The sequence below is a fragment of the Massilia sp. TWP1-3-3 genome (genome assembly GCF_049897805.1).
GTDB lineage: Bacteria > Pseudomonadota > Gammaproteobacteria > Burkholderiales > Burkholderiaceae_D > Telluria_A.
In genome coordinates this window covers 153,725-178,708 of sequence record NZ_JAFCWX010000011.1, presented here as the reverse complement: position 1 = coordinate 178,708, position 24,984 = coordinate 153,725, and the positions used below count along the sequence as shown (strand labels likewise).

At 63.6% G+C, this 24,984-nt stretch carries 18 protein-coding genes; 9 read left to right on the top strand and 9 right to left on the bottom strand.

What is annotated here, in order from left to right; translation table 11 throughout:
- Positions 1-45: 45 nt before the first annotated feature.
- The 3 genes from ACP7D4_RS13735 to ACP7D4_RS13725 all read right to left on the bottom strand — a co-directional run bounded on the left by ACP7D4_RS13735 (position 46) and on the right by ACP7D4_RS13725 (position 3,627).
- Complete coding sequence (locus ACP7D4_RS13735; RefSeq protein WP_426209578.1) at positions 46-249, bottom strand: SlyX family protein; 204 nt, start codon at positions 247-249, stop codon at positions 46-48.
- Between the two features lie 25 nt (positions 250-274).
- A complete protein-coding gene (locus ACP7D4_RS13730; protein WP_426103672.1) occupies positions 275-2,335 on the bottom strand; it encodes a UvrD-helicase domain-containing protein in 2,061 nt (686 codons plus the stop codon).
- Between the two features lie 299 nt (positions 2,336-2,634).
- Entirely contained in the window at positions 2,635-3,627 is a 993-nt protein-coding gene (locus ACP7D4_RS13725; protein WP_426103673.1) for a zinc-binding alcohol dehydrogenase family protein, read from the bottom strand.
- Between the two features lie 100 nt (positions 3,628-3,727).
- Here ACP7D4_RS13725 and ACP7D4_RS13720 point away from each other — a divergent pair, with 100 nt between their 5' ends.
- On the top strand, positions 3,728-4,645 hold the full coding sequence (locus ACP7D4_RS13720) for a LysR family transcriptional regulator (protein ID WP_426209575.1): 918 nt from the start codon (positions 3,728-3,730) through the stop codon (positions 4,643-4,645).
- Positions 4,646-4,648: 3 nt separating this feature from the next.
- Here the strand turns inward: ACP7D4_RS13720 and ACP7D4_RS13715 are convergent, their stop codons facing one another.
- Positions 4,649-5,197 carry a DUF1003 domain-containing protein gene (locus ACP7D4_RS13715; RefSeq protein ID WP_426103675.1) on the bottom strand — a complete coding sequence of 183 codons (549 nt, stop codon included), beginning with the start codon at positions 5,195-5,197 and terminating at the stop codon, positions 4,649-4,651.
- Positions 5,198-5,337: 140 nt separating this feature from the next.
- Between ACP7D4_RS13715 and ACP7D4_RS13710 the strand changes: the two genes are divergently transcribed.
- Complete coding sequence (locus tag ACP7D4_RS13710) at positions 5,338-5,823, top strand: SRPBCC family protein (RefSeq protein WP_426209573.1); 486 nt, start codon at positions 5,338-5,340, stop codon at positions 5,821-5,823.
- A 492-nt stretch (positions 5,824-6,315) separates the two neighbouring features.
- Here the strand turns inward: ACP7D4_RS13710 and ACP7D4_RS13705 are convergent, their stop codons facing one another.
- The 3 genes from ACP7D4_RS13705 to hemE form a co-directional block, all read right to left on the bottom strand.
- The gene (locus tag ACP7D4_RS13705; protein WP_426103678.1) at positions 6,316-7,758 is read right to left on the bottom strand and encodes a dihydrolipoyl dehydrogenase; all 1,443 of its coding nucleotides are present in this window, start codon (positions 7,756-7,758) and stop codon (positions 6,316-6,318) included.
- 87 nt (positions 7,759-7,845) lie between these two features.
- Positions 7,846-9,867, bottom strand: coding sequence for a primosomal protein N' (locus ACP7D4_RS13700; protein WP_426209613.1), 2,022 nt, complete (start codon positions 9,865-9,867; stop codon positions 7,846-7,848).
- Positions 9,868-10,619: 752 nt separating this feature from the next.
- Positions 10,620-11,705, bottom strand: a complete 1,086-nt coding sequence (gene hemE, locus ACP7D4_RS13695; RefSeq protein WP_426209571.1) for a uroporphyrinogen decarboxylase — start codon at positions 11,703-11,705, stop codon at positions 10,620-10,622.
- A 144-nt stretch (positions 11,706-11,849) separates the two neighbouring features.
- Here hemE and ACP7D4_RS13690 point away from each other — a divergent pair, with 144 nt between their 5' ends.
- The 5 genes from ACP7D4_RS13690 to ACP7D4_RS13670 all read left to right on the top strand — a co-directional run bounded on the left by ACP7D4_RS13690 (position 11,850) and on the right by ACP7D4_RS13670 (position 21,423).
- Complete coding sequence (locus ACP7D4_RS13690) at positions 11,850-13,820, top strand: prolyl oligopeptidase family serine peptidase (protein ID WP_426103680.1); 1,971 nt, start codon at positions 11,850-11,852, stop codon at positions 13,818-13,820.
- Positions 13,817-17,968, top strand: coding sequence for a DEAD/DEAH box helicase (locus ACP7D4_RS13685; protein WP_426209569.1), 4,152 nt, complete (start codon positions 13,817-13,819; stop codon positions 17,966-17,968). The genes ACP7D4_RS13690 and ACP7D4_RS13685 overlap by 4 nt, the downstream gene beginning before the upstream one ends.
- Before the next feature lie 132 nt (positions 17,969-18,100).
- Positions 18,101-18,589, top strand: a complete 489-nt coding sequence (locus ACP7D4_RS13680) for a hypothetical protein (RefSeq protein WP_426103682.1) — start codon at positions 18,101-18,103, stop codon at positions 18,587-18,589.
- Positions 18,590-18,733: 144 nt separating this feature from the next.
- The gene (locus ACP7D4_RS13675) at positions 18,734-20,659 is read left to right on the top strand and encodes a DUF885 domain-containing protein (RefSeq protein ID WP_426103683.1); all 1,926 of its coding nucleotides are present in this window, start codon (positions 18,734-18,736) and stop codon (positions 20,657-20,659) included.
- Positions 20,656-21,423 (top strand): alpha/beta hydrolase, encoded by a 768-nt coding sequence (locus ACP7D4_RS13670; protein WP_426209567.1) that lies wholly within the window; start codon positions 20,656-20,658, stop codon positions 21,421-21,423. The genes ACP7D4_RS13675 and ACP7D4_RS13670 overlap by 4 nt, the downstream gene beginning before the upstream one ends.
- Here the strand turns inward: ACP7D4_RS13670 and ACP7D4_RS13665 are convergent.
- Entirely contained in the window at positions 21,410-21,946 is a 537-nt protein-coding gene (locus ACP7D4_RS13665; RefSeq protein WP_426209565.1) for a DinB family protein, read from the bottom strand. The two genes, ACP7D4_RS13670 and ACP7D4_RS13665, sit on opposite strands and share 14 nt — an antisense overlap.
- A gap of 216 nt (positions 21,947-22,162) precedes the next feature.
- Here ACP7D4_RS13665 and ACP7D4_RS13660 point away from each other — a divergent pair, with 216 nt between their 5' ends.
- Positions 22,163-23,905 (top strand): extracellular catalytic domain type 1 short-chain-length polyhydroxyalkanoate depolymerase, encoded by a 1,743-nt coding sequence (locus ACP7D4_RS13660; protein WP_426209563.1) that lies wholly within the window; start codon positions 22,163-22,165, stop codon positions 23,903-23,905.
- 99 nt (positions 23,906-24,004) lie between these two features.
- Positions 24,005-24,598, top strand: coding sequence for a hemerythrin domain-containing protein (locus tag ACP7D4_RS13655; protein WP_426209562.1), 594 nt, complete (start codon positions 24,005-24,007; stop codon positions 24,596-24,598).
- 20 nt (positions 24,599-24,618) lie between these two features.
- On the opposite strand, the gene ACP7D4_RS13650 is transcribed toward ACP7D4_RS13655, so the two are convergent.
- Positions 24,619-24,981 carry a VOC family protein gene (locus ACP7D4_RS13650; RefSeq protein WP_426209560.1) on the bottom strand — a complete coding sequence of 121 codons (363 nt, stop codon included), beginning with the start codon at positions 24,979-24,981 and terminating at the stop codon, positions 24,619-24,621.
- Between the last annotated feature and the right edge of the window lie 3 nt (positions 24,982-24,984).

Genomic DNA, 24,984 nt, shown 5'->3' with positions numbered 1-24,984 from the left:
CAAGCGTGTATGCATGTGCCGGTGCAGGTGCAACACGGACCGGCTTCAATAATGGGGCGGACGGTCGTTGATCAGGCCGGGGCCCGATGGCGCATTGTTGCGAATGTGCTCGGCGAGCTGGTGCACCATCGCCTCGAGCTGGTCGATGCGGCGGCTTTGCTGGTACACCATCTGGTTGAGGGACTCCACCAAATCTTCGGTGTGCACGAGTTTGAGTTCAATATCGACGAAACGTTCTTCCTGGCTCACTGCACTGGCTCCTGAATGTTCTTGATCATGTTTTGGCGGTCGCCAGCAGCGCTTTCAGGCTCGCGAGGCGGTCCTTGGGCGAGAGCGTTTCTGCCTCGGTCGGCACGGCATCGCCCACATCGAGTTCCATTTCCTTGATGAAGCGCGAGACGTCGCAATGGACTTGCTCGCCGGCCCGCTTGCGCTTTTTACACCAGGTGATGTGCAAGGTGCGCTGGGCGCGCGTGATACCCACGTACATCAGGCGCCGTTCTTCCTGGATGCGCGCCGCGACGATCTCGACCGGCGCGTCCGGGTCGCCCTTGTGCGGCAGGATACCTTCTTCCACGCCGACCAGGAATACGTGCGGAAACTCCAGCCCTTTCGACGCGTGCAGGGTGGACATGCGCACCGCATCCTGCTCTTCGTCCTGGCCTTCGAGCATGCTCATCAGGGCGACCATCTGCGTCAGTTCCAGCAAGTTTTTTTCTTCGCCGGATTTGTCCTTGCCGCCATTGCCCCGTTCCTTGAGCCAGTTGACAAATTCCAGCACGTTTTGCCACTTGCTTTGCGCCGCGCGGTCTTCGAAGGTATCGTACAGATAACTTTCGTAGGCGATTTCTTTCATCATGTCGTCCAGCACGGCCGCCGCATTTTCGCCGCTGCCCGACGGGCCCGGCCGGCTGGCGCGCGATTCGAGCTGGTTGATGAAGTTGGCAAACGCGCGCAGCGGCAACAACTGGCGGTCGGGCAGCTTGGCTTCGATGCCGCCCTTGAAAGTCGCCTCGAACAGCGAGCAATTCCATTGCTTGGAAAACTCGCCCAGTACTTCCAGCGTGGCCATGCCGACGCCGCGCTTGGGCGTGGTCACGGCGCGGATAAAGGCCGGGTCGTCGCCTTCATTGGCGATCAGGCGCAGGTAGCTGATGATGTCCTTGATTTCCGCCTTGTCGAAAAAACTCTGGCCGCCGGAAATTGTGTAGGGAATACGTTCCTTGCGCATCGATTGCTCGATCACGCGCGCCTGGTGGTTGCCGCGATACAGAATGGCGTAATCGGACCACTTGTTCTTGCGCTGGAAGCGGTCGCCCGAAATCATGATCGCCACCTGCTCGGCTTCCTGCTCGTCGGTCTGCATGCCCAGCACCTTGATCGGCTCGCCCAGGCCGTGTTCGGACCACAGCGACTTTTCAAACAGCTTGGGGTTGTTGCCGATGACCGCGTTGGCTGCGGCCAGGATGCGGGTGGTGGAACGGTAATTTTGCTCGAGCTTGATGACCCGCAGGTCGGGGAAATCGTCGCCCAGCGTTTTCAGGTTTTCGACCGAGGCGCCGCGCCAGGCGTAGATGGCCTGGTCGTCGTCGCCGACGGCGGTAAACATCGGCTTTTTGCCGATACCCGTCACCAGGAGCTTGACCAGTTCGTACTGGCAGGTGTTGGTGTCCTGGTACTCGTCCATGAGCAGGTAGCGCAGGCGGCGCTGCCACTTGTCGCGGATCGGGTCGTTGTTGCGGAACAGTTCCACCGGCAGGCGGATCAGGTCATCGAAGTCGACCGCCTGGTAGGCCGCCAGCGTGGCCACGTAGCTGCGAAACACGCGCGCGGCGGTTGCTTCATCTTCGTCCTTGGCCTGCTTGATCGCGTCTTCCGGGTCGACCAGGCCGTTTTTCCACAGCGAGATCGCGTTCTGGATGCTGCGGATCAGTTGCTTGTCGGTGGTGATCGCCAAGTCCTGGACCAGGCCGTAGCAGTCGTCGCTGTCCATGATTGAAAAGCGGTCCTTCAAGCCCACGCCGGCCGCTTCCTGGCGCAGGATTTTCACGCCCAGCGAGTGGAAGGTCGACACCGTCAGCTGCTTGGCCTGGCGCGGCTGCTTGAGCAGCTTGGCAATCCGCTCCTGCATTTCAAGCGCGGCCTTGTTGGTGAAAGTCAGCGCGGCGATGGTGCGCGGATCGTAGCCGCGGTCTTCGATCAGGTGCGCGATTTTCTGGGTGATCACGCGCGTCTTGCCCGAACCGGCGCCGGCCAGCACTAGGCACGGGCCGTCCAGATACATCACAGCTTCGCTCTGGGGAGCGTTCAGGCCGAACTTGGGGGTGGTGGACATCGGGAAGGGCAGCTTTCTGGAAACAACCAGGCATTGTAGCGTATCGCTGGCGCGATGCGCCGTGCTTAGCGTTAACCGTTGGGCGGAAAAGGGCAAGGCCGGCATTGCGCCAACACTTCAAAAGCCCGACAGCGCGATCTCGCCGATCGCCCTGCGCACCTTGTAGCGAATGGCTGGCGGAATGCGCTGCGCTTTTCCGCCCTACGGTCCGTGGTAAACGTCAGGCGGAAAAGGGCCAAGCCGGCATGCCGTGACAAACGTAGGGCGGAAAAGGGCAACGCCCGCATTCCGCCAACGCCTCAAAAGCCCGACAACACGATCTTGCCAATAGCCCTGCGCCCTTCCAGCGTTGCATGCCCCCGAGCGATATTGGCCGCGTTGATCGCGCCATAACTCTCGCCCAGGGTGGTCACCAGCACGCCTTCATCAACCAGCCTCGCTACTTTATCGAGTAGCTGGTGCTGTTTGACCATGTCGGCCGTACCGAACATCGAACGCGTAAACATCAGTTCATACACCAGCGTCGCGCTCTTGGTAAACAGCTCCTCCACGGCCAGCGGCCCGACGTTCTGCACAATGCTGCAAATTTTCCCTTGCGGCGCAATCGCCGCCGCCATCGCGGCAAAGTGCTTGTCGGTCTCGTTCAGGCACAAGATAAAATCCACCGTTGGCAGCCCCAGCGCGGCCAGCTGCGCCAGCATGTCGCCGTTGTGATCGATGACATGGTCCGCCCCCAGCGTCTTGCACCACGCCGCTGACTGCGCCCGCGACGCCGTGGCCACCACCGTCAGGCGAGCCAGCTTTTTGGCCAGCTGGATCGCTATCGAACCCACCCCGCCCGCCCCGCCAATGATCAATACGCTCTTGCCTTGATCAGCGCCCTCGCTGGAGACGCCGAGCCGCTCGAACAGCGCTTCCCAGGCGGTGATGCTGGTTAGCGGCAGCGCGGCGGCCTGCTCGAACCCCAGCGTGGCCGGCATGCGCCCTACGATGCGCTCGTCGACGACGTGGTATTCGCTGTTGGCGCCCTGGCGCGTGAGGCTGCCCGCGTAGAACACCTGGTCGCCCACCTTGAACAGCTTGGTCTCGGCGCCCACCGCCGCAACCACGCCCGCCACATCCCAGCCCAGCACGCGCGGCCCGTCGCCATCGGGCGCGGCGCCGCGCATCTTGTGATCGATCGGATTGACCGAAACCGCCTCCACCTTGACGACCAGGTCGCGCGCGCCAGCCTGTGGGGACGGCAGGTCAATGTCCTGCAAAATACCGTTGATGACGCCGATGGCTTTCATATTGTTTTCCTTAAGTTGTGAACATGCAGCCAGTCTAAAGCGCATTGATTCGATTGATAAGCTGCATAATGCTGAAATTACTATTCACCAAAACAATCAAATGAGCTTGGATCTGCTGGACGTCGCCCTGTTCGTGCGCGTGTGCGCCACGCACAATCTGTCGGCCGCCGGGCGCGAGTTCGGCCTGTCGCCGGCGGCGTCCAGCGCGCGCATGGCGCAGCTCGAACGTGCACTTGGCGCGCGCCTGCTGCACCGGACCACGCGCCAGATCACGCTCACGCAGGACGGCGAAGCCTTCCTGGAGCGCGCCGTGCCGCTGCTGGACGCGGCCGAACAGGCCGCATCATCGGTGGGCGGCGCCGACCGCCAGCCGCAAGGCTTGCTGCGGGTGGCGGCCTCGGTCTCGTTCGGGCGCTTGCACCTGATGCCGGCGCTGGCCGACTTTTTGGCCCGGTATCCCGGCATCCGGCTCGATTTGCGCCTGTCGGACCGCGTGATCGACATGGCGGTGCACGGGATCGACGTAGCGGTGCGGATTGGCGCGCTGCGCGACTCGGCGCTGGTGGCGCGCACGCTGGCGCCTTGCCGCATGTGGCTGTGCGCCTCGCCCGCCTACCTGGAACAATTCGGCACGCCCGCGCGCCCCGAGGACCTGGCCGATCACGCATGCCTGGTGCTGGAAGGGACCAATCCGTGGCGCTTCATGGAGGGGGATAAGGTGCTGTCGGTGCGCGTGGGCGGGCGCCTGCAAAGCGACAATGGCGAAGCCAATCGCGATGCGGCCATCGCCGGCCTTGGCATCGCGCTGCAGGCCACGTGGGCGATGTACCAGCAGATCAAGAGCGGGCAACTGGTGCGGGTGCTGGCCGGCTTTCCGCTGGCGGGGGAATCGGTGGTGTCGGCCCAGTACCTGAACCGCAATTTTTTGCCGCCCAAGACCCAGGTGTTCATCGACTATTTTGCGGCGCGTTTCGGGCCGGCGCCGTATTGGGACGAAGGCCTGCCGCTCATACCTTGACGTTCATACCTTCACGCTCGGCTCCACGTCGTGCTTGATGCACAGCTTGTTGAGCACGCGCAGCTGCTCGTGCTGCAGCTCGATTAACTGCAGCTTGAAAGCGTCCATTTTTTCGTGCAGCGCCATGATCTCAAGTTCCGCCTTCAGATTGACCTGGTAGTCATTTTGGGCCCTCAGGCGGTCTTTTTCGCCCTCGCGGTTCTGCGACATCAGAATCACCGGCGCCTGGATCGAGGCCAGCATCGACAGGAACAGATTGAGCAGGATGTAGGGGAAGGGGTCGAACGGCTGGTGGCCGCCGCGCACCAGCAGGTAAGAATTGAGCACTACCCAGCTCACCAGCACCAGCGCGAACAGGCCGATGAAGGTCCATGAACCGCCGAAGCGCGCCACCGCATCGGCCGCAGCTTGGCCGAAGGTGGCGTCGTCGTCGAGCTCCATCTGGCTGAGCGTGACCGGGCGCCGTTCGGCGATGTGCTTGGCCACCAGATCCTTGCTGCGCTTGGTCATGGCTTCGGCGTGGGCCAGGTAGTCTCGGTGTTTGGTCCGCATGGGCTTTTCTTTGGCTGTCGATTTTCAGGCGCTAGTGTAGCGCAAGGCAAGTTTTCGGTGCACACAAAGTGGCGGCGACCAAGCCCTTGCGTTACCATGCGGCTATCGGCGCAGCATGCGCCATTTGACCCGAGAGCACCATGAAATTTGAACACCTGATTGAAATTAACGACCCGCTCAATCCGCTGATCGAGACCATCACGCGCGACCAATTGTGGCGCGGACTGGTGCTGCGCGCCGACTCGCCCAAGCTGTTCGTGCCGCACCTGGACGAATGCACGATAGACGAGCGGGAAAGCGGCAGTTTCAGGCGCGTGCTGCGCTACGGTGAATTGCGCATCGCCGACCGCGTGATCCTCACGCCGCTCGAACAGGTGCGCTATGAAATCGACGAGCAGGGCGACATCAGCGCCTCGAGCCTGACCATGACGATCGAGGCGCCCGGCGAGCACACGCTGTACGTGCGCTTCAAGTACGACGACGGGCATGATGCGGCTCTGGATGCAGCCAATGCGATGTATGACGAATTTCGCAAGTCGGCGTACCAGGAGGCTGACATCGATACGATCCGCGTGCTGCGCGAACTGGCCGCCGAGGGGCGGCTGGATGCGGCGTACTTGAACTAGGCGGCGCTGGCGGAATGCGCTTGCGCTTTTCCGCCCTACGGTCCGTGGCAAACGTCGGTGGAACCCGACGGCGCCGGCATGCCGTGGCAAACGTTCGGTGGAAAACGACAGAGCCGGAATGCCGTGGCAAACGTCGGGTGGAAAACGACACGCCGACATGCCGTGGCAAACGTTCGGTGGAAAACGACATGCCGGCATGCCGTGGCAAACGTTCGGTGGAAAACGACAGAGCCGGAATGCCGTGGCAAACGTCGGGTGGAAAACGACATGCCGGCATGCCGTGGCAAACGTCGGGTGGAAAACGACACGCCGGCATGCCGTGGAAAACGTAGGGCGGAAAAGGGCAAAGCCCGCATTCCGCCAACGCCTCAAGAGCCCGACAGCACGATCTTGACGATCGCCCTGCGCGCGTTGTCGCAATTGGCTGGCGGAATGCGCTACGCTTTTCCGCCCTACGGTTCGATCTGACCGGCCAGTAGCCACCCCCGTACATTAATCTCCCGGCAGCATCTCGGCATCCTCGCAATGCGCAGGCGCGCCCTTCTCCAGCTCCGCCGCCAGGTCGCGCAGCGCGGTGCGCACGCCCTCCTCGATCACCGGATGGTAGAACGGCATCTCCAGCATCTGCGCCACCGTCATCCGTGCCTGGCACGCCCATGACAGCAAGTGCCCCAGGTTTTCCGCGCGCGGCGCGATCATCTCGGCGCCCAAAAACCGACCCGTCGCATACTCCCCGTACACGCGCAGCATGCCGTGATTTTGCAGCATCACGCGGCTGCGGCCCTGGTTGGTGAACGATACCGAACCCACCGCAAACTTGGGGCGGCCCGGCGCGCACAGCTCATGGTACGACTCGCCCAGGGTGGCGATCTGCGGCTCGGTAAACGCGATCGCCAGCGGCGTGCGGCGCAGGCCCGGGCGCACGTCGGGATACCGGCCCGCATTGTCGCCCGCGATCTTGCCATGGTCGGCCGCCTCGGGCAGCACGGGGCGCTCGTTGTTGGCGTCGCCGGCGATGAAAATATGGCTGGTCCCGCACTGCATGGTGGACGGATCGAACAGCGGAATACCCTTTGCGTCCAGCTCCAGGCCGGTGGTCTCGATGCCGATATTGTTCACGTTCGGCGTGCGCCCGACCGTCACCAGCACGTACTGAAAGCGCTCGCTGCGCTCGGCGCCGGCCGCGTCGCGCGTGGTGAGGACGACTTCGTCGCCATCCTGCTGCGCCTTGACGATGGTCTGCTGAAAGCGCAAGTCCAGTTCGGCCTCCAGTGTCTTGGCCGCCACGTGCAGCACCTCGGGGTCGCTCAGCTGGGCCACGCTACCGCCGCGCGCAAAAAAGCTCACGCGCACACCTAACCGGCTCAAGGCCTGGCCCAGTTCCAGGCCAATCACCCCGGTGCCGATGACGGCGACCGACGCCGGCAAGTCGGTCCAGGCGAACACATCGTCGCTGACGATGACGCCCGTGCCGACATCCTTGAGGATCGGCAGCATGACCGGGGTCGAACCGCTGGCGATGACGATGCGCGCCGCTTCAATGGCGGTGTGATCGTCCACCTGCAGCGCATGCGGTCCCGTAAAGCGCGCGTGGCCGCGCAGCTTGTCGGCATCCGGAATATGGTCGACGCCTTCGAGGACGAAGCCCACGAAGCGGTCGCGCTCCGTGCGCACGCGCGCCATGACGGCGCGGCCATCGATGCGCGTTTCACCTGCATGAACGCCAAAGCCGCTCGCCAGCGCCAGCATGTGGGCCGCCTCGCCGGCTGCGATCAGCAGCTTGCTCGGCATGCAGCCGACGCGCGCGCAGGTGGTGCCGTAGGGGCCGCTCTCGATGACGACCGCGGTTTTCCCCTGCGCGCGCGCGGCGCGGTACGCGGCCAGGCCGGCGGTGCCGGTCCCGATTACCGCGACATCGACTGTAAGCTTGTTCATTAAATAATCCCCGTTGGTTGTTCCGTGCGTCGATTCTATATGGGTATCCAGATAGCCGCTGGCAAGCCGACCCAGGGTCAAAATACTTCAGATGTCGAGGGGGTCGACTTCGAGGGACCACTTGACGCGGCTTTTGATGTCGCGCAGCGTGCTCAGCCATTCTTTGAGGAAGGCTTGCAGCGCGGGCCGCGATGCGCTCTCGACCAGCAACTGCGCGCGGTCGACATTGTGCACGCGCGTCATCGTCATCGGAATCGGGTCGTTGATGGTGATGACGTCGTTGGCGATGCAGTCGCGCGCCGCTTCCAGAAAGGCGATTGCGGTGGCAAGCTCGGGGGCTTCGGCGCGCAGCAATGCCTGGTACATATACGGCGGCAGCGCGGCCTGGCGCCGCTCTTCGAGCAAGCTGCTGGCGAAACGGTCGTAGTCGTGGTTGACCACCGCCGAATATAAGGGGTGCGCCACGTAGCGGCTCTGGATCAGCACTTCGCTCACGCTGCCGCCTTCGGCCCGCGCGGCCCGCCCGGCGCGCCCGGCCACCTGCATCAGCTGCGCGAACAGCCGCTCGCTGGCGCGGTAGTCCTGCGAGAACAGCGCGGTGTCGGGATTTAAAATCCCCACCAGCGTGAGCTTCTTGAAGTCGTGCCCCTTGGCGACCATCTGTGTGCCGATCAGGATATCGACTTCGCCCCGGTGCACGGTGTCGAACGCGGCTTGCGCACTGCCTTTCTTGCGCGTGGAGTCGGCATCGATGCGCAGGATGCGCGCCTCGGGGAACATGGCCTGCAACCCTTCTTCCACGCGCTGGGTGCCGCGCCCGAGCGGCTGCAAGTCGACATTGCCGCAGGTGGGGCAGTGGCGCGGGATGCGCAGCTCCAGGCTGCAGTGGTGGCAGCGCAGCCGGTGCTCGGGTTTGTGCAGCACCATGAACGAGGTGCAGCGCGTGCAGTTGCTGATCCAGCCGCACGATTCGCACGTGATCACGGGCGCATACCCGCGCCGGTTCAAAAACAGCAGCGACTGTTCGCCGCGCTCAAGCCTCTGGCGCAGCGCGGCCACCAGGTGCGAGGTCAGCCCGTCCTTGGGCTTGTCGCGCTCCATGTCGAGCAGTTTCACGCGCGGCAGCACGGCGTCCTTGACGGCGCGCTCGCGCAGCTCGAGCTTGCGGTAGCGCCCCGATCCCGCGTGGTGCCAGCTCTCGAGCGAGGGCGTGGCCGAACCCAATACGATGGGAATGGCAAGCTGGCGCGCGCGCCACACCGCCAGGTCGCGCGCCGAGTAGCGCAGCCCCTCCTGCTGCTTGTATGAGGGGTCGTGCTCCTCGTCGATGACGATCAGCTTCAGGTGCGGCAGCGAAGCGAGGATCGCCAGGCGGGTGCCGAGCACGATGCGCGCCTGGCCCTGGTGCGCCGCCAGCCAGTGCAGCATGCGCTCGCCCTCGGACAGGCTGCTGTGCAGCGTGGCCAGCATCACGCCGGGAAAGCGCGCGCGGATGTTCCCTTCAAGCTGCGGCGTGAGGTTGATCTCGGGGACCAGGATCAGGATCTGGCCATCCGCTTCGCGCGCGAGCACCTGGGCGCAAGCCTGCAAATAGACTTCGGTCTTGCCGCTGCCGGTTACGCCGTACAGCAAAATCGGCGTGAACCCTTGCGCGCCCCCGATCGCGTCGGCCGCTTCCTGCTGCGGGCCGTTCAAAACGGGCATGTCGAACGGAGTATGGTCGTGCGCGTCCGTATGCTTGGCCAGTTTTTTCAGGGCGCGGTCGAGGTTGACGGTGGTCAGCACGCGCAGGTTCCTGGGCACGCCGGGTAGCGCTACCTCGCCCAGCGGACGCTGGTAATAGTCGGCGGCAAAGGCGGCCAGCGCCAGCCAGGCCGCAGACAGGGGCGCGAGCTGGCTGCGCACGGCCAGGGCATCCTTGAGCTTGTCGGCAGGAACCTCGGTGTCGTGCTTGACCTCGACAATGAGTCCGACTACCTCGCGGCGCCCGAAACTGACCATTGCCAGCTGCCCGGCCTGCGGCTCCTCGCCCGGCGCGCATGGCCAGCGGTAGTCGAAGCAGCTGTTAAGCGGCGTATCGAGCGCAAGACTGAGGATGCAATACGACATCAGGGGCCGGTTCGCTTCAAGATTAGTGGCGCAAGGGGCGCCGTCGGGTGCCATTTTGTTGCCTGGCGTTTAGGGCAGGCCAGGGTGTGGACAACTTTGTGGACAAACAAATTCTTTCGGATCAAAACGTTTGTCACAAAACAATACGGGTCGCGGATTACCGAAAACGCGAAAAAAATAATCGTTTAAAATCATGTACTTGAAAATTTTATGCCCGTGGGGAGTCAAAAATTGTTTGACTTGCTCGGCTGTGCATAAGTGCCGCTTCGCTTGTGCAGTTTGTAGTCGATTTAGCCTGCCCGATGACGGGTTTTCCAGCCCGCCAGTGCGCTCCAGGGATGCCGCCGAGATATTTGCGGCCAAGGCTGACAAAACAATGCTGCCGTGATATCAAAATATCATGCAATGCAGCATAAACTTAAAGTGAAACCTTCGCTAATCGCCTAACTCACGGTAAACGAAGCACTTTTCGATTTTATCCACAGAGGCTGTTGATAACTTTGTGGACAAGCTGGGAAAAACCTGCTTTTCCCTCTGTCAACCGGCACGATCGACATCGTCAAAACAGCTGAGCGAAAAATATTTACTCTATTAGAATCAATAACTTACAAAAGTTCAATTTTGTTTTTCAAAATTTTGGAAACCCGGCAGGCAGTTTCCAAAAATTGTGAATAAGTGTGATTTTGAAGCATCGCGCGCAAGGTGGAAAGCGGCCCTGAAGCCGCGTGAAGGATCACGCGGCTGTACCCAGACTACACGGATGCGCGCTGCTTGCGGCTGAAGCTATGCACAGCCTCGACCATGGCAGTGACGGACTCGGGCGGCGTGAATTGTGAAATCCCGTGACCCAGATTGAATACATGCCCGGAACCGGCGGCCGGCTCGCCGTAGGCGGTAAGCGTGCGCTCGACTTCGGCGCGGATCTGTTCCGGGCTGGCGAACAGGATCGCCGGGTCCAGGTTGCCCTGCAGCGCAACCTTGTGGCCGACCAGGGCGCGCGCGCGCGCCAGGTCCACGGTCCAGTCCAGGCCCACCGCGTCGGCACCGATGTCGGCGATCTGGTCCAGCCACTGCCCGCCGCCCTTGGTAAACACCACGGCCGGAATGCGCACGCCGTCCTTCTCGCGCTTGAGCTGGCCGAGCACCTGCTGCATGTACTGCAGCGAGAACGTCTGGTAGGCGCCGTCGGCCAGCGCGCCGCCCCAGGAGTCGAAGATCATGACGGCCTGGGCGCCAGCGTCGATCTGGGCGTTCAGGTAATGGGCAACGGCGCTGGCATTGGTGGCCAGGATGTGGTGCATCAGGTCCGGGCGGCTGTACAGCATCTTTTTGATGGTGTGGAACTCCTTGGAGCCGCCGCCTTCGACCATGTAGCAGGCCAGCGTCCACGGACTGCCCGAAAAACCGATCAGCGGCACGCGGCCATTCAACTCGGTGCGGATCTGGGTCACGGCATTGAATACGTAGTCGAGCGATCCCAGGTCGGGCGCGCGCAGGGCCATGACGTCAGCTTCGGTGCGCAGCGGACGCTCGAACTTGGGACCTTCGCCGTCGACGAAATACAGGCCCAGGCCCATCGCGTCGGGCACGGTCAGGATGTCCGAGAACAGGATGGCGGCGTCAAGCGGAAAACGCTCCAGCGGCTGCAGCGTGACTTCGGTGGCGTAGTCCGGATTTTTGGCCAGGCCCAGGAACGAGCCCGCGCGTTCGCGCGTGGCGCGGTATTCAGGCAGGTAGCGGCCAGCCTGGCGCATCAGCCACACGGGGGTGTAATCGGTACTCTCGCGCAGCAGGGCGCGCAGGAAGGTGTCGTTCTGAAGGGGGGCGAATTGTGGCATGGTCGACAATCGAGGGCTAAAATAGAGGCACTATTATCGCATCCCCGGCCGGGCCGGCGCGCATGGTGCGCACGCGGCCCGATTGCACGGGCGGGCGCTATTAACTATCATGCACTACCTCCCTCGTTCTGATCGGCGTTTCCCATGACAGCTATAAGCACTGAAACAGCTTCAAGCAGCGCAGCTTCAAGCAGCGCAGCTTCGTACGGCATCTGGCCTTCCCCGATCAGTGCATCCGTGGTCGCCGCCGGCGCCTCGCCCCTGTCCCAGCCGCAGGTCGATGGCGATGATATCTACTGGCTGGCCGGGCGCGCCAGCGAAGGTGGACGCAATACGCTGCTGCGCCAGCGCGCCGGCCACATCACCGAAATGACGCCGGCGCCCTTCAACGTGCGCACCCGCGTGCATGAATACGGGGGCGGGGCCTGCCTGGTGGCAGGCGGCACGGTATGGTTTTCCAACTTCGCCGACAACCGCATCTATGTCTTGCAAGGCGGCGCCGCCCCGGCAGCCCTCACCGGCGAGGGCGCGCAGCGGCATGCCGACTTTGTTCTCGACAGCTCCCGCCGGCGCCTGGTCTCGGTGCGCGAAGACCATGCGGCGGGCAGCGCGCAGCCTGTCAATACGATTTGCGCCATTGACGCTGACGGCACCGAAACGGTGCTGGTCTCGGGCAGCGACTTTTACGCCGCCCCGCGCGTTTCGCCGGACGGGCGCGCGCTGGCCTGGCTGTGCTGGGACCACCCGCGCATGCCGTGGCAGGGCACCGAACTGTGGCTGGCCGAACTGCGCGCCGACGGCACCCTGGGCGAAGCGCGCCTGGTCGCAGGCGGAGTCGACGAAGCCATCTGCCAGCCCGAATGGTCGCCCGCAAGCGTGCTGCACTTCGTCTCCGACCGCAGCGGCTGGTGGAACCTGTACCGGCTGAACGGCGACAAGGTCGATAAGCTGTGCCCGCGCGCGGCAGAATTTGGCGCGCCGCACTGGTCGTTCGGCGGGTCGATGTACGGCTTTCGCGCCGATGAGGAAATCGTCTGCACCTATATCGAGAATGGCGTGAGCCGTCTGGCCCAGCTGTCCACCGCCAGCGGCGAGATGCGCGCGATTCCCAACGATTACGAAGAAATCCGCGAACTGCGCGTGACCGAAGGCAGCGTGGTGCTGCTGGGCGGCGCCCCGACCGTCGCGCTGGAACTGGCGCGCATCGACCTGGCCACGGGTGCGCGCGCGGCGCTGGCGCATTCGATTGCCGAGCTGCCCGCCAAGGGCTACCTGTCCGTCCCCGAGAGCATCAGCTACCCCACCACGGGCAACCGCATCGCCCACGCTTTCCACTACCCGCCCGTCAACGCCGACATGGCGCCGAAAGCCGGCAGCAAGCCGCCGCTAATGGTGATCAGCCATGGCGGGCCGACCGGCATGGCCACCAATACGCTCAAGCTGGCCACCCAGTTCTGGACCAGCCGCGGTTTTGCGGTGCTGGACGTGAACTACGGCGGCAGCAGCGGCTTTGGGCGCGCCTACCGCGACGCCCTCAAGGGCCAGTGGGGCGTGATCGACGTTGACGACTGCGTGGCCGGCGCGCGCTACCTGGCCAAGATGGGCGCGGTCGACCCGGAACGGCTGTTGATCCGGGGCGGCAGCGCGGGCGGGCTGACCACGCTGTGCGCGCTGACCTTCCATGATGTCTTCAAGGCGGGCGCGAGCTACTACGGCGTGTCCGACCTGGCCGGCCTGGACGCCGACTCGCACAAGTTCGAGTCGCACTACAATGAATATCTGATCGCGCCCAAGAGCGAATCGGCCCCGCTGTACCTGGAACGCTCGCCGATCAACCATGCCGACAAACTCAAGCGCCCAATGATCTTTTTCCAGGGGCTGGACGACAAGGTGGTGCCGCCGCCCCAGTCCGAAGTGATGGTCGAAGCGCTGCGCAAGAGCGGCGTGCCGGTCGCCTACATGACCCTCGAAGGTGAAGGGCACGGCTTCCGCAAGGCCGACAGCATCGTGCGCACGCTCGAAGCAGAGCTGTATTTTTACCTGCGCATCTTCGGCCTGACCGCGCCCGATGCGGTGGCGCCGGTGGCCATCGACAATTTACCTGGAACCGCATGACCGCAATCGATTTGGCAACCCAGTTCGAGTCCCTGAATTTTCATGAAAAGATGACCGTCGCGCTGCTCGCGATCGCGGGCGAGCCGATGGGACGCACCCGCATCAACGAGCACCTGGCGGCAGCCGACATTCGCGACGACGACGACCTGCTGGCGCACGACCTGGCCAAGCTGCAGACCATCGGCATGGTCGGGCAAACCGTCGGGCGCGGCTGGAACGTCACGCCGGACCTCAGCTGGCCGGCGCTCAAGGCGGCGCTGGACGCCGGTGCCTTCGACGATCTGGCGGCGGCCTACGTCAACCTGACGCCAATGCGCCGCAACTGGGAAGGCCACGCCATTTTGCGCAGCTACCGCCAGGGCATTGCGCTGTTGCGCATCGCGCTGATCGGCGGGGGTGGCCCGACCGACGCCAGTCCGCTGCTGGCGGCCTGCATGAACTGCCACGAGGCCGCTTACCTGCACCCGCTGGTGGACATTTGCGCGCGCCCGTTCGAGCCGCAGCTGTTTGCCCGCATCCACCCGCAGATGCGCGACGAAGTGCTCACGGTGCTGATCGAGAACGTGCAGCGCGAGCCGGCCAGCGCCCCGCTGCTGCGCACCTACGCCGAGAAGCACCTGGCGCAGGCTGCGTCGTCGATGGCGCTGCGCACCGTCATGACCGAGCACATGATCCTGTGCGGCCGGCTGGACGACGCCGCCACCTTGACGACCGCGCTGGACGACTCGCTGGCACTGTTCTACAGCAGCGTCATCAAGCTGCTGCGCGACGACTTGGGCGAAGCACTGGCAGGCTTCGAGCTGGCGCTCAAAACGCTGCGCCGCGAGACCGGCAAGCGCAAAATGTGCTTTCCCGGCATTGGCGGCCACCTGTACGTGCTGGCGCTGTTGCGTAGCACCGACCCCAAACACCACAAGGCGGCCGAGGCTTACCTGGACATTGCCACGCGCGCGGTGCAAAACCACGATACCGCCGTCTACCAGCAATTGTCGATGCTGCGCCAGATCCGCGGCGGCACCGTGGACGCGGCCGTGCTGCCGACGCGTAACTGGGAAACCGCCACGCAGCCATTCATGTTCCGCGCGCTGTTGCACTACTGGCTCGCGCAGCCGCAGCTGGGCGACAAGCGCAAGGCGCTCGAAGAGATGCTGGCGCTGTCCGAGCAAGCCGGCTTTGACTTGATCAGCGCACAGCTGGCGTCCCTATTGGGGCGTTTGAACTATGTCAGCTTCGACCAGCGCGCCATCGCGCTGCGCCAACAGCACCGCTTCACCGATTTTTCCGGCTGGTTCGAGCGCGAAGAACCTTGGCAGCGCCAGCTCAATGCGCTGATCAACCTGCAGCCGGCCGTGAACGTGGAAACAGTGCGCGAAACGCGGCTGGTATGGGGCATCCGGTTCGATCCGAACTACGGCGTGCAGGAACTGGAACCGCGCGAACAAAAGCGCGACGCGCAGGGCGGCTGGAGCCGCGGGCGCGCCGTTGGCCTCAAGCGCTTGTCGGACGAGGCGGCCGGCCTGGACTACCTGACGGCGCAAGACCTGAACGTGATCGCCACCATGAAGGCCTTCAAGTACTACAGCAGCAGCGGCGCGCGCTATGAGTTCGATGTTGAAAAATCGGTCGCGGCGCTGATCGGCCACCCTTTGCTGTTCTGGATCGATTCGCCCGGCACCCGGGTGGAGCTGCTGCCGGGCGAGCCGGAGCTATCGATCAAGGCCGACGCGATAAACGTCACCATTACCATGCGCCCGCCGGTGCTGGACGACACCGACGACGTGTGCGTGGCGCGCGAAACGCCAACCCGCCTGCGCGTGGTGCGCATCAGCGACGAGCATCGGCGCATCGGCGCCATCATCGGGACCGGCCTGGTGGTGCCGCTGCACGCTGAAAAGCAGGTACTCAAAGCGATCGGCGCGATTTCATCGATCGTCACGGTGCAGTCGGACATTGGCGGCAGCGCCGCCGACATCGCCCAGGTGGCGGCTGACAGCCGCCTGCACGTGCACCTGCTGCCCTACCAGCAGGGCTTGAAGATGCAGATCCTGGTGCGCCCGCTGCCGGATGCGGGCGCCTATTACGCACCCGGTTCGGGCCACGAAAGCGTGATCGCCGACGTCAACGGCGCGCGGGTGGAAGCGCGGCGCGACCTGAACGCGGAACGTGAGGCCGAGCGCCAGCTGATCGCCGCCTGCCACGCGCTGGAAGAAGCCGAGCCCGATCATGGCGAATGGCTGCTCGGCCAGCCGATCGCCTGCCTTGAACTACTGGCCGAACTGCAGGAACTGGACCCGGCCAAGGTGCTGATGGCGTGGCCCGAGGGCGAGTCCTTCCGCGTTACCAAAAAGGCGGACTCCAAGTCCGTGCGCCTGACCATCAAGCGCGACAAGGACTGGTTTGCCGCGAATGGCGAAGTGCAGATCGACGAGACTCGCGTGATGGACCTGCGCACGCTGTTAGAGTCGCTGCGCGAGGGCAAAGGGCGCTTCGTGGCGCTGGGCGACAACCAGTTTTTGGCATTGACGTCCGAACTGCACCGGCGCTTGATGGAGTTGTCTGCCTTTGGCACCGACCATGGCGACGGCGTGCGCGTGCACCCGCTGGCCAGCTTTGCGCTGGAAGAACTGGCCGGCAGCGCCGGCAGCGTCACGGCCGACAAGGCCTGGGGCGAGCATCTGGCGCGCATGGCAAGCAGCGCAGCCTTTACGCCGCAGCTGCCCAGCACCTTGCAGGCGGAGCTGCGCGACTACCAGGTTGACGGTTTTGAATGGCTGGCGCGCCTGGCCCACTGGGGCGTGGGCGCCTGCCTGGCCGACGACATGGGCCTTGGCAAAACGCTGCAGGCGCTGGCGCTGCTGCTCTCGCGCGCCTCGCAGGGCCCGGCGCTGGTGGTCGCGCCCACGTCGGTGTGCATGAACTGGATCAGCGAGACGGCGCGCTTTGCGCCTACGCTGAACATCAAGCTGTTTGGCCCGGGCGACCGGGCCGCCATGCTGCGTGACGCCGGCCCGTTCGACCTGGTTGTGGCCAGCTACGGGCTGCTGCAACTGGAGGCGCCGCTGTTTGCCAAACCGCGCTGGAGCAGCATCGTGCTCGACGAAGCGCAGGCAATCAAGAACACGGCGACCAAGCGTTCGCAGGCAGTGATGGCGTTGCAGGGCGACTTTCGCATGGTGGCCACCGGCACGCCGCTGGAAAACCACTTGGGCGAACTGTGGAATCTGTTCCGCTTTATAAATCCCGGCCTGCTGGGCACCAGCGACCAGTTCAACCTGCGCTTTGCGGGGCCGATTGAAAAAGCCCAGGACAAGCGCGCCGAGGCGGGAGCGCGGATACGCCTGCGGCGCCTGATCCAGCCGTTCATTTTGCGCCGCACCAAGGCGCAGGTGCTATCCGAACTGCCGCCGCGCACCGAGATCTTGCTGCCAGTCGAACTGACGCAGGAAGAAACGGCGCTCTACGAATCGCTGCGCCGCGATGCGCTCGACAAGCTGGCCGCGCTGGAGGCGCCGGAGAGCCAGAAGTCGATCCAGATCCTGGCCGAGATGATGCGCTTGCGGCGCGCCTGCTGCAATCCGAACCTGGTGGCGCCGGAGCTCAAGCTACAAAGCAGCAAGCTGACCGTGTTCGCGCGGCTGCTTGACGACCTGCTTGAGAACAAGCACAAGGTGCTGGTGTTCAGCCAGTTTGTCGACCACCTGACTTTGATTCGCGAGCACCTTGATGCGCGTGGGATCGGGTACCAGTACCTGGATGGCTCGACGCCGATGCAGGAGCGCAAAAAACGGGTGGATGCGTTCCAGGGCGGGACCGGCGACGTGTTTCTGATCAGCCTCAAGGCAGGCGGCGTGGGCATCAACCTGACGGCGGCCGATTATGTGATTCATATGGATCCGTGGTGGAATCCGGCGGTTGAGGACCAGGCCTCGGACCGCGCGCACCGCATGGGGCAGCTGCGGCCGGTGACCATTTACCGGCTGGTGGCGCGGCATACCATTGAAGAAGGCATCGTCGACCTGCACAAGCACAAGCGCGACCTGGCGGACAGCTTGCTGGAGGGGAGCGACATGTCGGCGCGGATGTCGCCGGGGGATATGCTCAGGATGCTGCAGGAGGGGTTTGATACGACGGCGCTGCCGCTGGTGTGAACGTGCTGCAGAGCGTAGGCCTGACGCTTATCCGACCTACCGTGTACGCCGTCCCGACGGCATCCCGCAACCGCCCCCACGCCCGCAACCCCGGTTACAATCTCGAACACCTAACCACCCAAGGCAGATCCGATGGACGAAGATAACGCATCAAGCAGCGGCCCCAACGCCCACGTCGTCGGCGTCAAGTCCTGGATCGCCTACCTCGGCGTGTTTGCCCTGGCCGCCGTGCTGTTCGGTGCAATCCTTCCGCTGACCTTTACCTATGCGAACGAGATCGCCGCCGCCATCGTGATGGCTGTTTCGGTCGGCATTGTGGGCTACCGCATCCTGGAGCTGCGCAGCGTGCAGCTGTATTACGACGACGTGGGCGTGTGGGTATTTTCCGGCGTGCTGCCCTGGAAAAAAGGCCTGGCCGGCGTCAAGTGGCGCGACATGGATGAAGCCACTTTCGAACAGGGTTTCTGGAGCTGGATCTCGCGCTCGTATACGATCCGCATCGGCCACCGGTTTACCAAGGCAAGTGAAATCCGCCTGACCAACATCGCAGGCGGCAAGGATGCCGTGGGCACGCTGAACGCCAAACAGCAGGCCATGATCAGGGCCGGCGACGGCGACTGACGCAATCGGCGCATTGCACAACGCGCCGCCATGCTGGTCCCTGTTACAAATGCGCTCAAACAGCCTGATTGATGCTACTCTGGCGCGCGCTACAACGCTGCGGCATCAGTATTTTTTGCCCATCTTTTAAGAGGCTTTCACACAATGATCAAAACCAAAATCGCCCTTGCTGTCCTGTTGACGACATTCGCGCTGGCGCCTGCGGGCGCCGCCAAGTCCAAGAAGGCAGGCAAGGCTACCATCAGCAAATCGGTCAAGCCGGGCAAGGCCGGCAAGGCGGTCAAAGCGCCCAGGGCCAAGCCGGGCAAGGGCAAAAGCCACGCAGCCGCTGCCCCGGTGCGCGAACGCGCGCAGAGCGTACCCGTCGCCGCGCCATACGAAGCGCCGGCCAGTTCGGAAGGCTCGGTCGACAAACGCTTCAATACCGTCAGCATGCAGTTCCTGACAGCGCTGTGGCGCATGGACCCGGAAAGCGCAATCTACGTGGGCAAGTACGACAGCGCCGCCAGCGTCACCATCCCAAGCCCTGAGACGCGGGCAAAGCAGCTTGCCTTCATCGACGAGTGGCTGCAAAAGTTTGCCAAGATTGATACGGCAAAGCTGTCCGACAAGCGCCGCACGGACCATGCGCTGGTGATCAACAAGCTTAATTCAGACCGCTGGTACCTGACCACGTTGCGCGAATTCGAATGGAATCCGGCGTCCCACAATATTGCCGCGCCGCTCGACCTGATTCTCGGTTCCGAATACGCGGCCAAGCCGCAGCGCTTGCGCACGCTGTCCAAGCGTCTTGAGGCGGCGCCGGCGTTTTACCGCGCGGCCCAGGCCAGCATCGTCAACCCGACCCACGAACACACCGAGCTCGCCATCGAGCAGGCGCCCGGCACCCTGGTGGTGCTGGCCGACCTGGGCAAGGCGGCGCAAGAGTCGATTCTCACGTCCGCTGAGAAAGCGCAGTTCGCGCAGCGCATCGCCGCTGCCGGCAGCGCGGTGCTGGGCTATGTCGACTTCTTGAGCGCGCTCGACAAAAAACAGCAGGCCGCGAATAACGCGCGCTCCTTCCGCATCGGAAAGGCGCTGTACGAACAAAAATTTGGCCATGATATCCAGGCCGGCGTGAGCGCCGAGCAAATGTACCAGAAGGCGCTTGCCGCGCGCGAGCAGCTGCTGCAGCGCATGGACACCCTGGCCGACGAATTGTGGACCAAGGTCATGGGCGCTACGGCCAAGCCGGCCGAGCGCACCAAAAAAATCGGCATGGTGATCGAGCGCCTGTCGGGCAACCACGTGGCGCCGAAAGACTTTGTCGCTGAAGTCAAGCGCCAGATTCCGGAACTGTCGGACTGGGTCGTGAAGAACAACCTGCTCACGCTGGACGCCAGCAAGCCGCTGGTGGTGCGCGAGACGCCGATGTACCAGCGCGGCGTGGCCATGGCCAGCATCGACGCGCCGGGACCGTACCGGCCGCAGGACCGCACCTATTACAACGTCTCGCCGCTGGACGGCATGACGCCGGCGCAGGCGGACAGCCAGCTGCGCGAGTACAACCAGTGGATCCTGCCGATCCTGAACATCCACGAAGCCATTCCCGGCCACTACGCGCAGCTGGTGTATGCGAACAAGTCGCCGTCGCTGATCAAGTCCTTGTTCGGCAACGGCGCCATGGTCGAGGGCTGGGCGGTGTACGGCGAGCGCATGATGCTCGAGTCGGGCTACGGCGGCAACACGCCCGAGATGTGGCTGATGTACTCCAAGTGGAACCTGCGCACCGTGTCCAACACCATCCTCGACTACAGCGTGCACGTGCTGGGCATGACCGAAGCGCAGGCCATGGACCTGCTCGAGCGCCAGGCCTTCCAGTCGCACACCGAAGCGGTCGGCAAATGGCGCCGGGTGCAACTGAGTTCGGTGCAGCTGACCAGCTACTTCAGCGGCTACAGCGAGATCATGGACCTGCGCGAGCAGCGCAAGCAGGCACTCGGAGCGCGCTTCGATCTGAAGCAGTTCCATGAGCAGTTCCTCGGCTACGGCAGCGCGCCGGTCAAGATGATCAAGGAACTGATGCAATGATGCGCACCGCGGCCGGGATCCTGATCACCGCCGCAGTGCTGTATGCGTTCGCCTGCCTGGTGCTGTTCCTCAGCCAGCGTTCGCTGATTTTCTTTCCCCAGCCGCGCCGCTCCGGCAGCGAGGCCGGGATCATGAAACTGCGGGTGGACGATGGTGAGCTCAATGTCACCACGCGCGCGCTCACGGTCCCGGACGCGGTGCTCTACTTTGGCGGCAATGCGGAGGACGTGTCGGGCAGCTTGCCGGACCTGGCTGCCGCGTTTTCGCAGCAGGCGCTGTACCTGATGCACTATCGCGGCTACGGCGGCAGCGCGGGCAAGCCAAGCCAGGCAGCGCTGTTTGCCGACGCGCTGGCGTTGTTCGATCAGGTTCAGGCGCGGCATCCCCACGTCACCGTGATCGGTCGCAGCCTCGGCTCCGGCGTGGCGCTGTACCTGGCCAGCGCGCGGCCGGTGGCGCGCCTGGTGCTGGTCACGCCCTACGACAGCATGGTGGAATTGGCCGCCGGGCAGTTCCCGCTCATGCCGGTGCGCTATCTGATGACCGACAAGTTCGAATCCTGGCGCTACGCGCCGCTGGTGAAGGTGCCCACCACGCTGGTGACGGCCGAAAACGACGCCGTCATCCCGCGCGCGAGCACCGACTTGCTGCTCACGCGCTTCCAGCCGGGCATCGCGCGCCAGGTCGTCATTGCAGGGACCGGCCACAATACCGTGTCGGGCAGCCCGCTATACGCGCTGGCGCTGGCCGCTACTGCTCGTTAGGAATCCAGGCCAGCAAGTCCGTCATGCCCAGATCGATGCCCGCCTGCGAGAGCAAGGTGCTGGCCTGGCCGCGGTGATGGGTCTGGTGATTGAAAAAGTGCAGCACCAGGCTTGAAAAGCGCTTTTGCGCCGGCACGCCTTTGGTGTTTTTATACTGCAGCACATGCTGCAGGTCGGCGTCGGCCAGCCCGGCCACCCATTGCCTGATGATCGCGTCGAGCTTGCCGCGCTGCACGGACAAGGTCGCCAGGTCGCGACTGTAAATGGCCGTCAAGCCGGCCGGCGCCGCCATTGCCAGCACTGGCTGCAGCGCCGCAAAGCGGGCCGGGTGGCCGGCAAAACGCTGCAGCCAGATGGTGTCGCCGGCTACGATATGGTTCATGGTGCCGCTCAGCGAGCCGAAAAAAGCCCCCCTGTCCTCATTCAATTGCTCGGCTGACAGCTGCCCCGCAGCCTGGTAGAGCTTGGTGTTCATCGCCTCGTTGTATTCGGCTAACAAGCCAAATAGTGCGCGTTCTGACATCTGATTTCCTTCCGGTGAGAGAGCAGTCTTGCCCGTTCCCGTGCAATTTCGCACACAGGGCGTGCCGATACCCCCCGTCAATCTTAGCATCCAGAAATTATTAACTGCGTAGAATAATTTCGATCGGTTGACGCTGCGGGCACCAATGCGCGCCGCGACGGTCGTACCACAAGAGCGAAAAGCCACCTCACAATCAGAAAATAATGGAGACTATCAATGGTAAATACAACACACGCCGTTCTGCGGCGGGCCGCTGCATCGCTGCTTATCCTGTTGCCCCTGCTTCCCCAGTCCGCCCAGGCGCAAGTGGCAGCGGGCCCCGGTACGTGGAGCGCCAACCAGACCTGGGCGGCGGACAGCATCAACGGCGGCAACCTGACCGGCTACTTCTACTGGCCCGCAAGCGCACCTACCCTGGGCGGCAAGCGTGCACTGGTACTGGTACTGCATGGCTGCGCGCAAACGGCGGCCGGCGATATTATTGACTCGACAGCGGACAAAGGGTTCAACTGGAAGGCGGCGGCGGACCAGTACGGCGCCGTGGTGCTGGCACCAAATGCGACCGGCAATGTGTACGGCAGCCACTGCTGGGATTACACCAGCACCAACCACAATCGCACATCGGGGCACGACGCCGTCCTGCTCAATCTGATCAACCGTTTCGTCACCAATCCCCAATACGCGATCGATCCCAAGCAAGTCTACGTCACCGGCCTGTCGTCGGGCGGTGGCCAGACGATGGCGCTGGCCTGCATGGCGCCGGACATTTTTGCCGGCGCCGGCATCAACGCCGGGCCGCCGCCGGGCACCACCACCGGCCAGATCGGCTTCGTGCCATCCGGCTACACGGCAGCGACGGCAACCACCAATTGCAGGAACCTGGGGGGCGCCAACGCAACGAATTTTTCAACGCAAATAGCCAGCGTGGTCTGGGGCACGGGCGACTACACCGTGGCCCAGGCCTACGGCCCTATGGATGCGGCGGCCATGCGCGGCGTGTACGGGGGCGCTTTCACCAAGGCAGCGGCGGTGACGGTGCCGACCGGCGGCAGCAATATCGCCTATACCGACAGCAACGGCAAATTGCGCACGTCTGAAATCACCGTGACCGGCATGGCACACGCGTGGCCCGCCGGCCCTGGCGGACAGAACGCCAACTATGTGGATGCAACCAAAGTCAACTATCCCGGCTTCGTGATGGATTTCTGGTTCAAGAACAACTTGCGCGTGAGCGCCGTCGCGGCGCCTGTGATGACGGCATGTAATGCCGCGGTCTCGGGCAATGCCGCCACGGTGACCGGGTCGGCCAGCGGCACCATCGGCAGCTATCGCGTGGTGCTGAACGGTACGACCGGCGTGCATGACCCGGCTGCCGGCAGCGGCGCCAGCTTCAGTATCGGCTACGCGCTTGCCAACGGCTACTACAGCGGCAGCGTGACGGCAACCGACAGCGTCACCGGACAGACCTCGGCGCCATGTGCCATCGGCCAGTTCCTGGTCGGTCCCGTGCCGGCGGTTCAGCCACCTGCCGGTTTGGCCGTCACTGGCAACAGCGCCAGCTCGATCGCCCTGGCGTGGAGTGCCGCCAGCGGCGCCACCGGCTACAACGTCTACCGCAATGGCGCCAAAGTCACACCGGCCCCGCTGACGGGCACCACGTTCAACAACACGGGTCTGGCGGCCAGCACCAGCTACAACTTCCAGGCGTCGTCGGTCAACGGCAGCGGCACGGAAAGCGCATTGTCGGGCGTGGTGACGGGAACGACGACGTCGGGCTTTGTCTGCACGGCGACGAGCGCGACCAACTATGCGCATGTGCAGGCCGGGCGCGCGCATGACAGCGGCGGCTATGCACTGGCGAACGGCTCGAACCAGAACATGGGGCTGGACAATACGTTCTACACCAAGACGCTGGCGCAGACGTCCGCCGGGTTCTACATCATCGGAAATTGTCCCTAGCATGAAGGACTAGGCTGACGAGCGCCTGCGACGAACGCTTACTGACGTCGCAGGCTGCACTGGCTATGATGACTGTTGACCCTACAAGGAGAAACAGCTATGTTTTCTTTGAGTAAACTCAGTCCGTCGATTACCGACATGATCCGCTTCGACCATTCGCATGTGCTGGTCACGTTTCACCAATACACCGGCACGGCAAAAACCAGCGTCAAGAAGGCACTTGCAGAGACTATTTGCGATGCACTGGAGATACATGCCACGCTGGAGGAAGAAATTTTTTATCCCGTCATGCGCCGCCTTGACGACAGCCCCGTGTTGCAAAAAAGCGAGCCGGAGCATATGGAGATGCGCCGCTTTATCGACGAATTGCGTCAGACCAAGGCGAGTGACGCCCGCCATGACGAGCTGATGCATGAATTGATGCGCGACGTGATGCACCACGTCGCCGATGAGGAAACGGTGCTGCTGCCGCAGGCGGAGCGCTTGCTGGGAAAGGACCGGCTGAGCGAACTGGGCGCGCAGATGACGAGCCGCCGCATTGAGCTGCTCAAGCCCAAGGCGGGCAAGATCGCCAGGAACACGGCGGTGGGTTTTTCAGGCAGTACGACGGCGATTGTGGTTGGCTTGGCCGGCGCCTTGATGGCGGCGCGTTTTGTGTCCAGGCATACGCCTGAGCTTAGCAGCCGGCACTGAGGGGCGCGTGCGCTTGTTGCTTACGCTGGCGCCGTGATCGGCGCGGAAAACGTCAGCAGGTTGCCATCCACATCGAGAATTGAAAATTCCCGCAATCCCCATGGCTTGTCGCTGAGGGGATCGTCGGGATGAATAATGTCGAGCAGCTGGAATTCGGCGTACAGCTTGTCGATGCCGTCCACGTTGACGCGGCAACCCGTCAATTTGGGGATCGCGGGATCGGTCGTCAGCCAGAAATGGATGTCGACGCTGTCGCGCGTGACCATGGCGGCCGTGGGATAGACGGCGGTGCGGGTAAAGCCGAGCTGCTCGAAGAACCTCACGCTGCGCTCGATGTCGAGCGACGCCAGTTTGGGAATGGCGATTTTCAACCACGCATGCATAAA

What these genes read in the sequence shown, in the direction of transcription:
- ACP7D4_RS13715 (WP_426103675.1), bottom strand. Translation starts at nt 5,197, where the DNA reads ATGCGGACCAAACACCGAGACTACCTGGCCCACGCCGAAGCCATGACC.
- ACP7D4_RS13700 (WP_426209613.1), bottom strand. Translation starts at nt 9,867, where the DNA reads ATGTCGTATTGCATCCTCAGTCTTGCGCTCGATACGCCGCTTAACAGC.
- ACP7D4_RS13730 (WP_426103672.1), bottom strand. Translation starts at nt 2,335, where the DNA reads ATGTCCACCACCCCCAAGTTCGGCCTGAACGCTCCCCAGAGCGAAGCT.
- ACP7D4_RS13710 (WP_426209573.1), top strand. Translation starts at nt 5,338, where the DNA reads ATGAAATTTGAACACCTGATTGAAATTAACGACCCGCTCAATCCGCTG.
- ACP7D4_RS13675 (WP_426103683.1), top strand. Translation starts at nt 18,734, where the DNA reads ATGATCAAAACCAAAATCGCCCTTGCTGTCCTGTTGACGACATTCGCG.
- ACP7D4_RS13660 (WP_426209563.1), top strand. Translation starts at nt 22,163, where the DNA reads ATGGTAAATACAACACACGCCGTTCTGCGGCGGGCCGCTGCATCGCTG.
- hemE (WP_426209571.1), bottom strand. Translation starts at nt 11,705, where the DNA reads ATGCCACAATTCGCCCCCCTTCAGAACGACACCTTCCTGCGCGCCCTG.
- ACP7D4_RS13655 (WP_426209562.1), top strand. Translation starts at nt 24,005, where the DNA reads ATGTTTTCTTTGAGTAAACTCAGTCCGTCGATTACCGACATGATCCGC.
- ACP7D4_RS13690 (WP_426103680.1), top strand. Translation starts at nt 11,850, where the DNA reads ATGACAGCTATAAGCACTGAAACAGCTTCAAGCAGCGCAGCTTCAAGC.
- ACP7D4_RS13680 (WP_426103682.1), top strand. Translation starts at nt 18,101, where the DNA reads ATGGACGAAGATAACGCATCAAGCAGCGGCCCCAACGCCCACGTCGTC.
- ACP7D4_RS13650 (WP_426209560.1), bottom strand. Translation starts at nt 24,981, where the DNA reads ATGCATGCGTGGTTGAAAATCGCCATTCCCAAACTGGCGTCGCTCGAC.
- ACP7D4_RS13685 (WP_426209569.1), top strand. Translation starts at nt 13,817, where the DNA reads ATGACCGCAATCGATTTGGCAACCCAGTTCGAGTCCCTGAATTTTCAT.
- ACP7D4_RS13725 (WP_426103673.1), bottom strand. Translation starts at nt 3,627, where the DNA reads ATGAAAGCCATCGGCGTCATCAACGGTATTTTGCAGGACATTGACCTG.
- ACP7D4_RS13670 (WP_426209567.1), top strand. Translation starts at nt 20,656, where the DNA reads ATGATGCGCACCGCGGCCGGGATCCTGATCACCGCCGCAGTGCTGTAT.
- ACP7D4_RS13720 (WP_426209575.1), top strand. Translation starts at nt 3,728, where the DNA reads ATGAGCTTGGATCTGCTGGACGTCGCCCTGTTCGTGCGCGTGTGCGCC.
- ACP7D4_RS13665 (WP_426209565.1), bottom strand. Translation starts at nt 21,946, where the DNA reads ATGTCAGAACGCGCACTATTTGGCTTGTTAGCCGAATACAACGAGGCG.
- ACP7D4_RS13705 (WP_426103678.1), bottom strand. Translation starts at nt 7,758, where the DNA reads ATGAACAAGCTTACAGTCGATGTCGCGGTAATCGGGACCGGCACCGCC.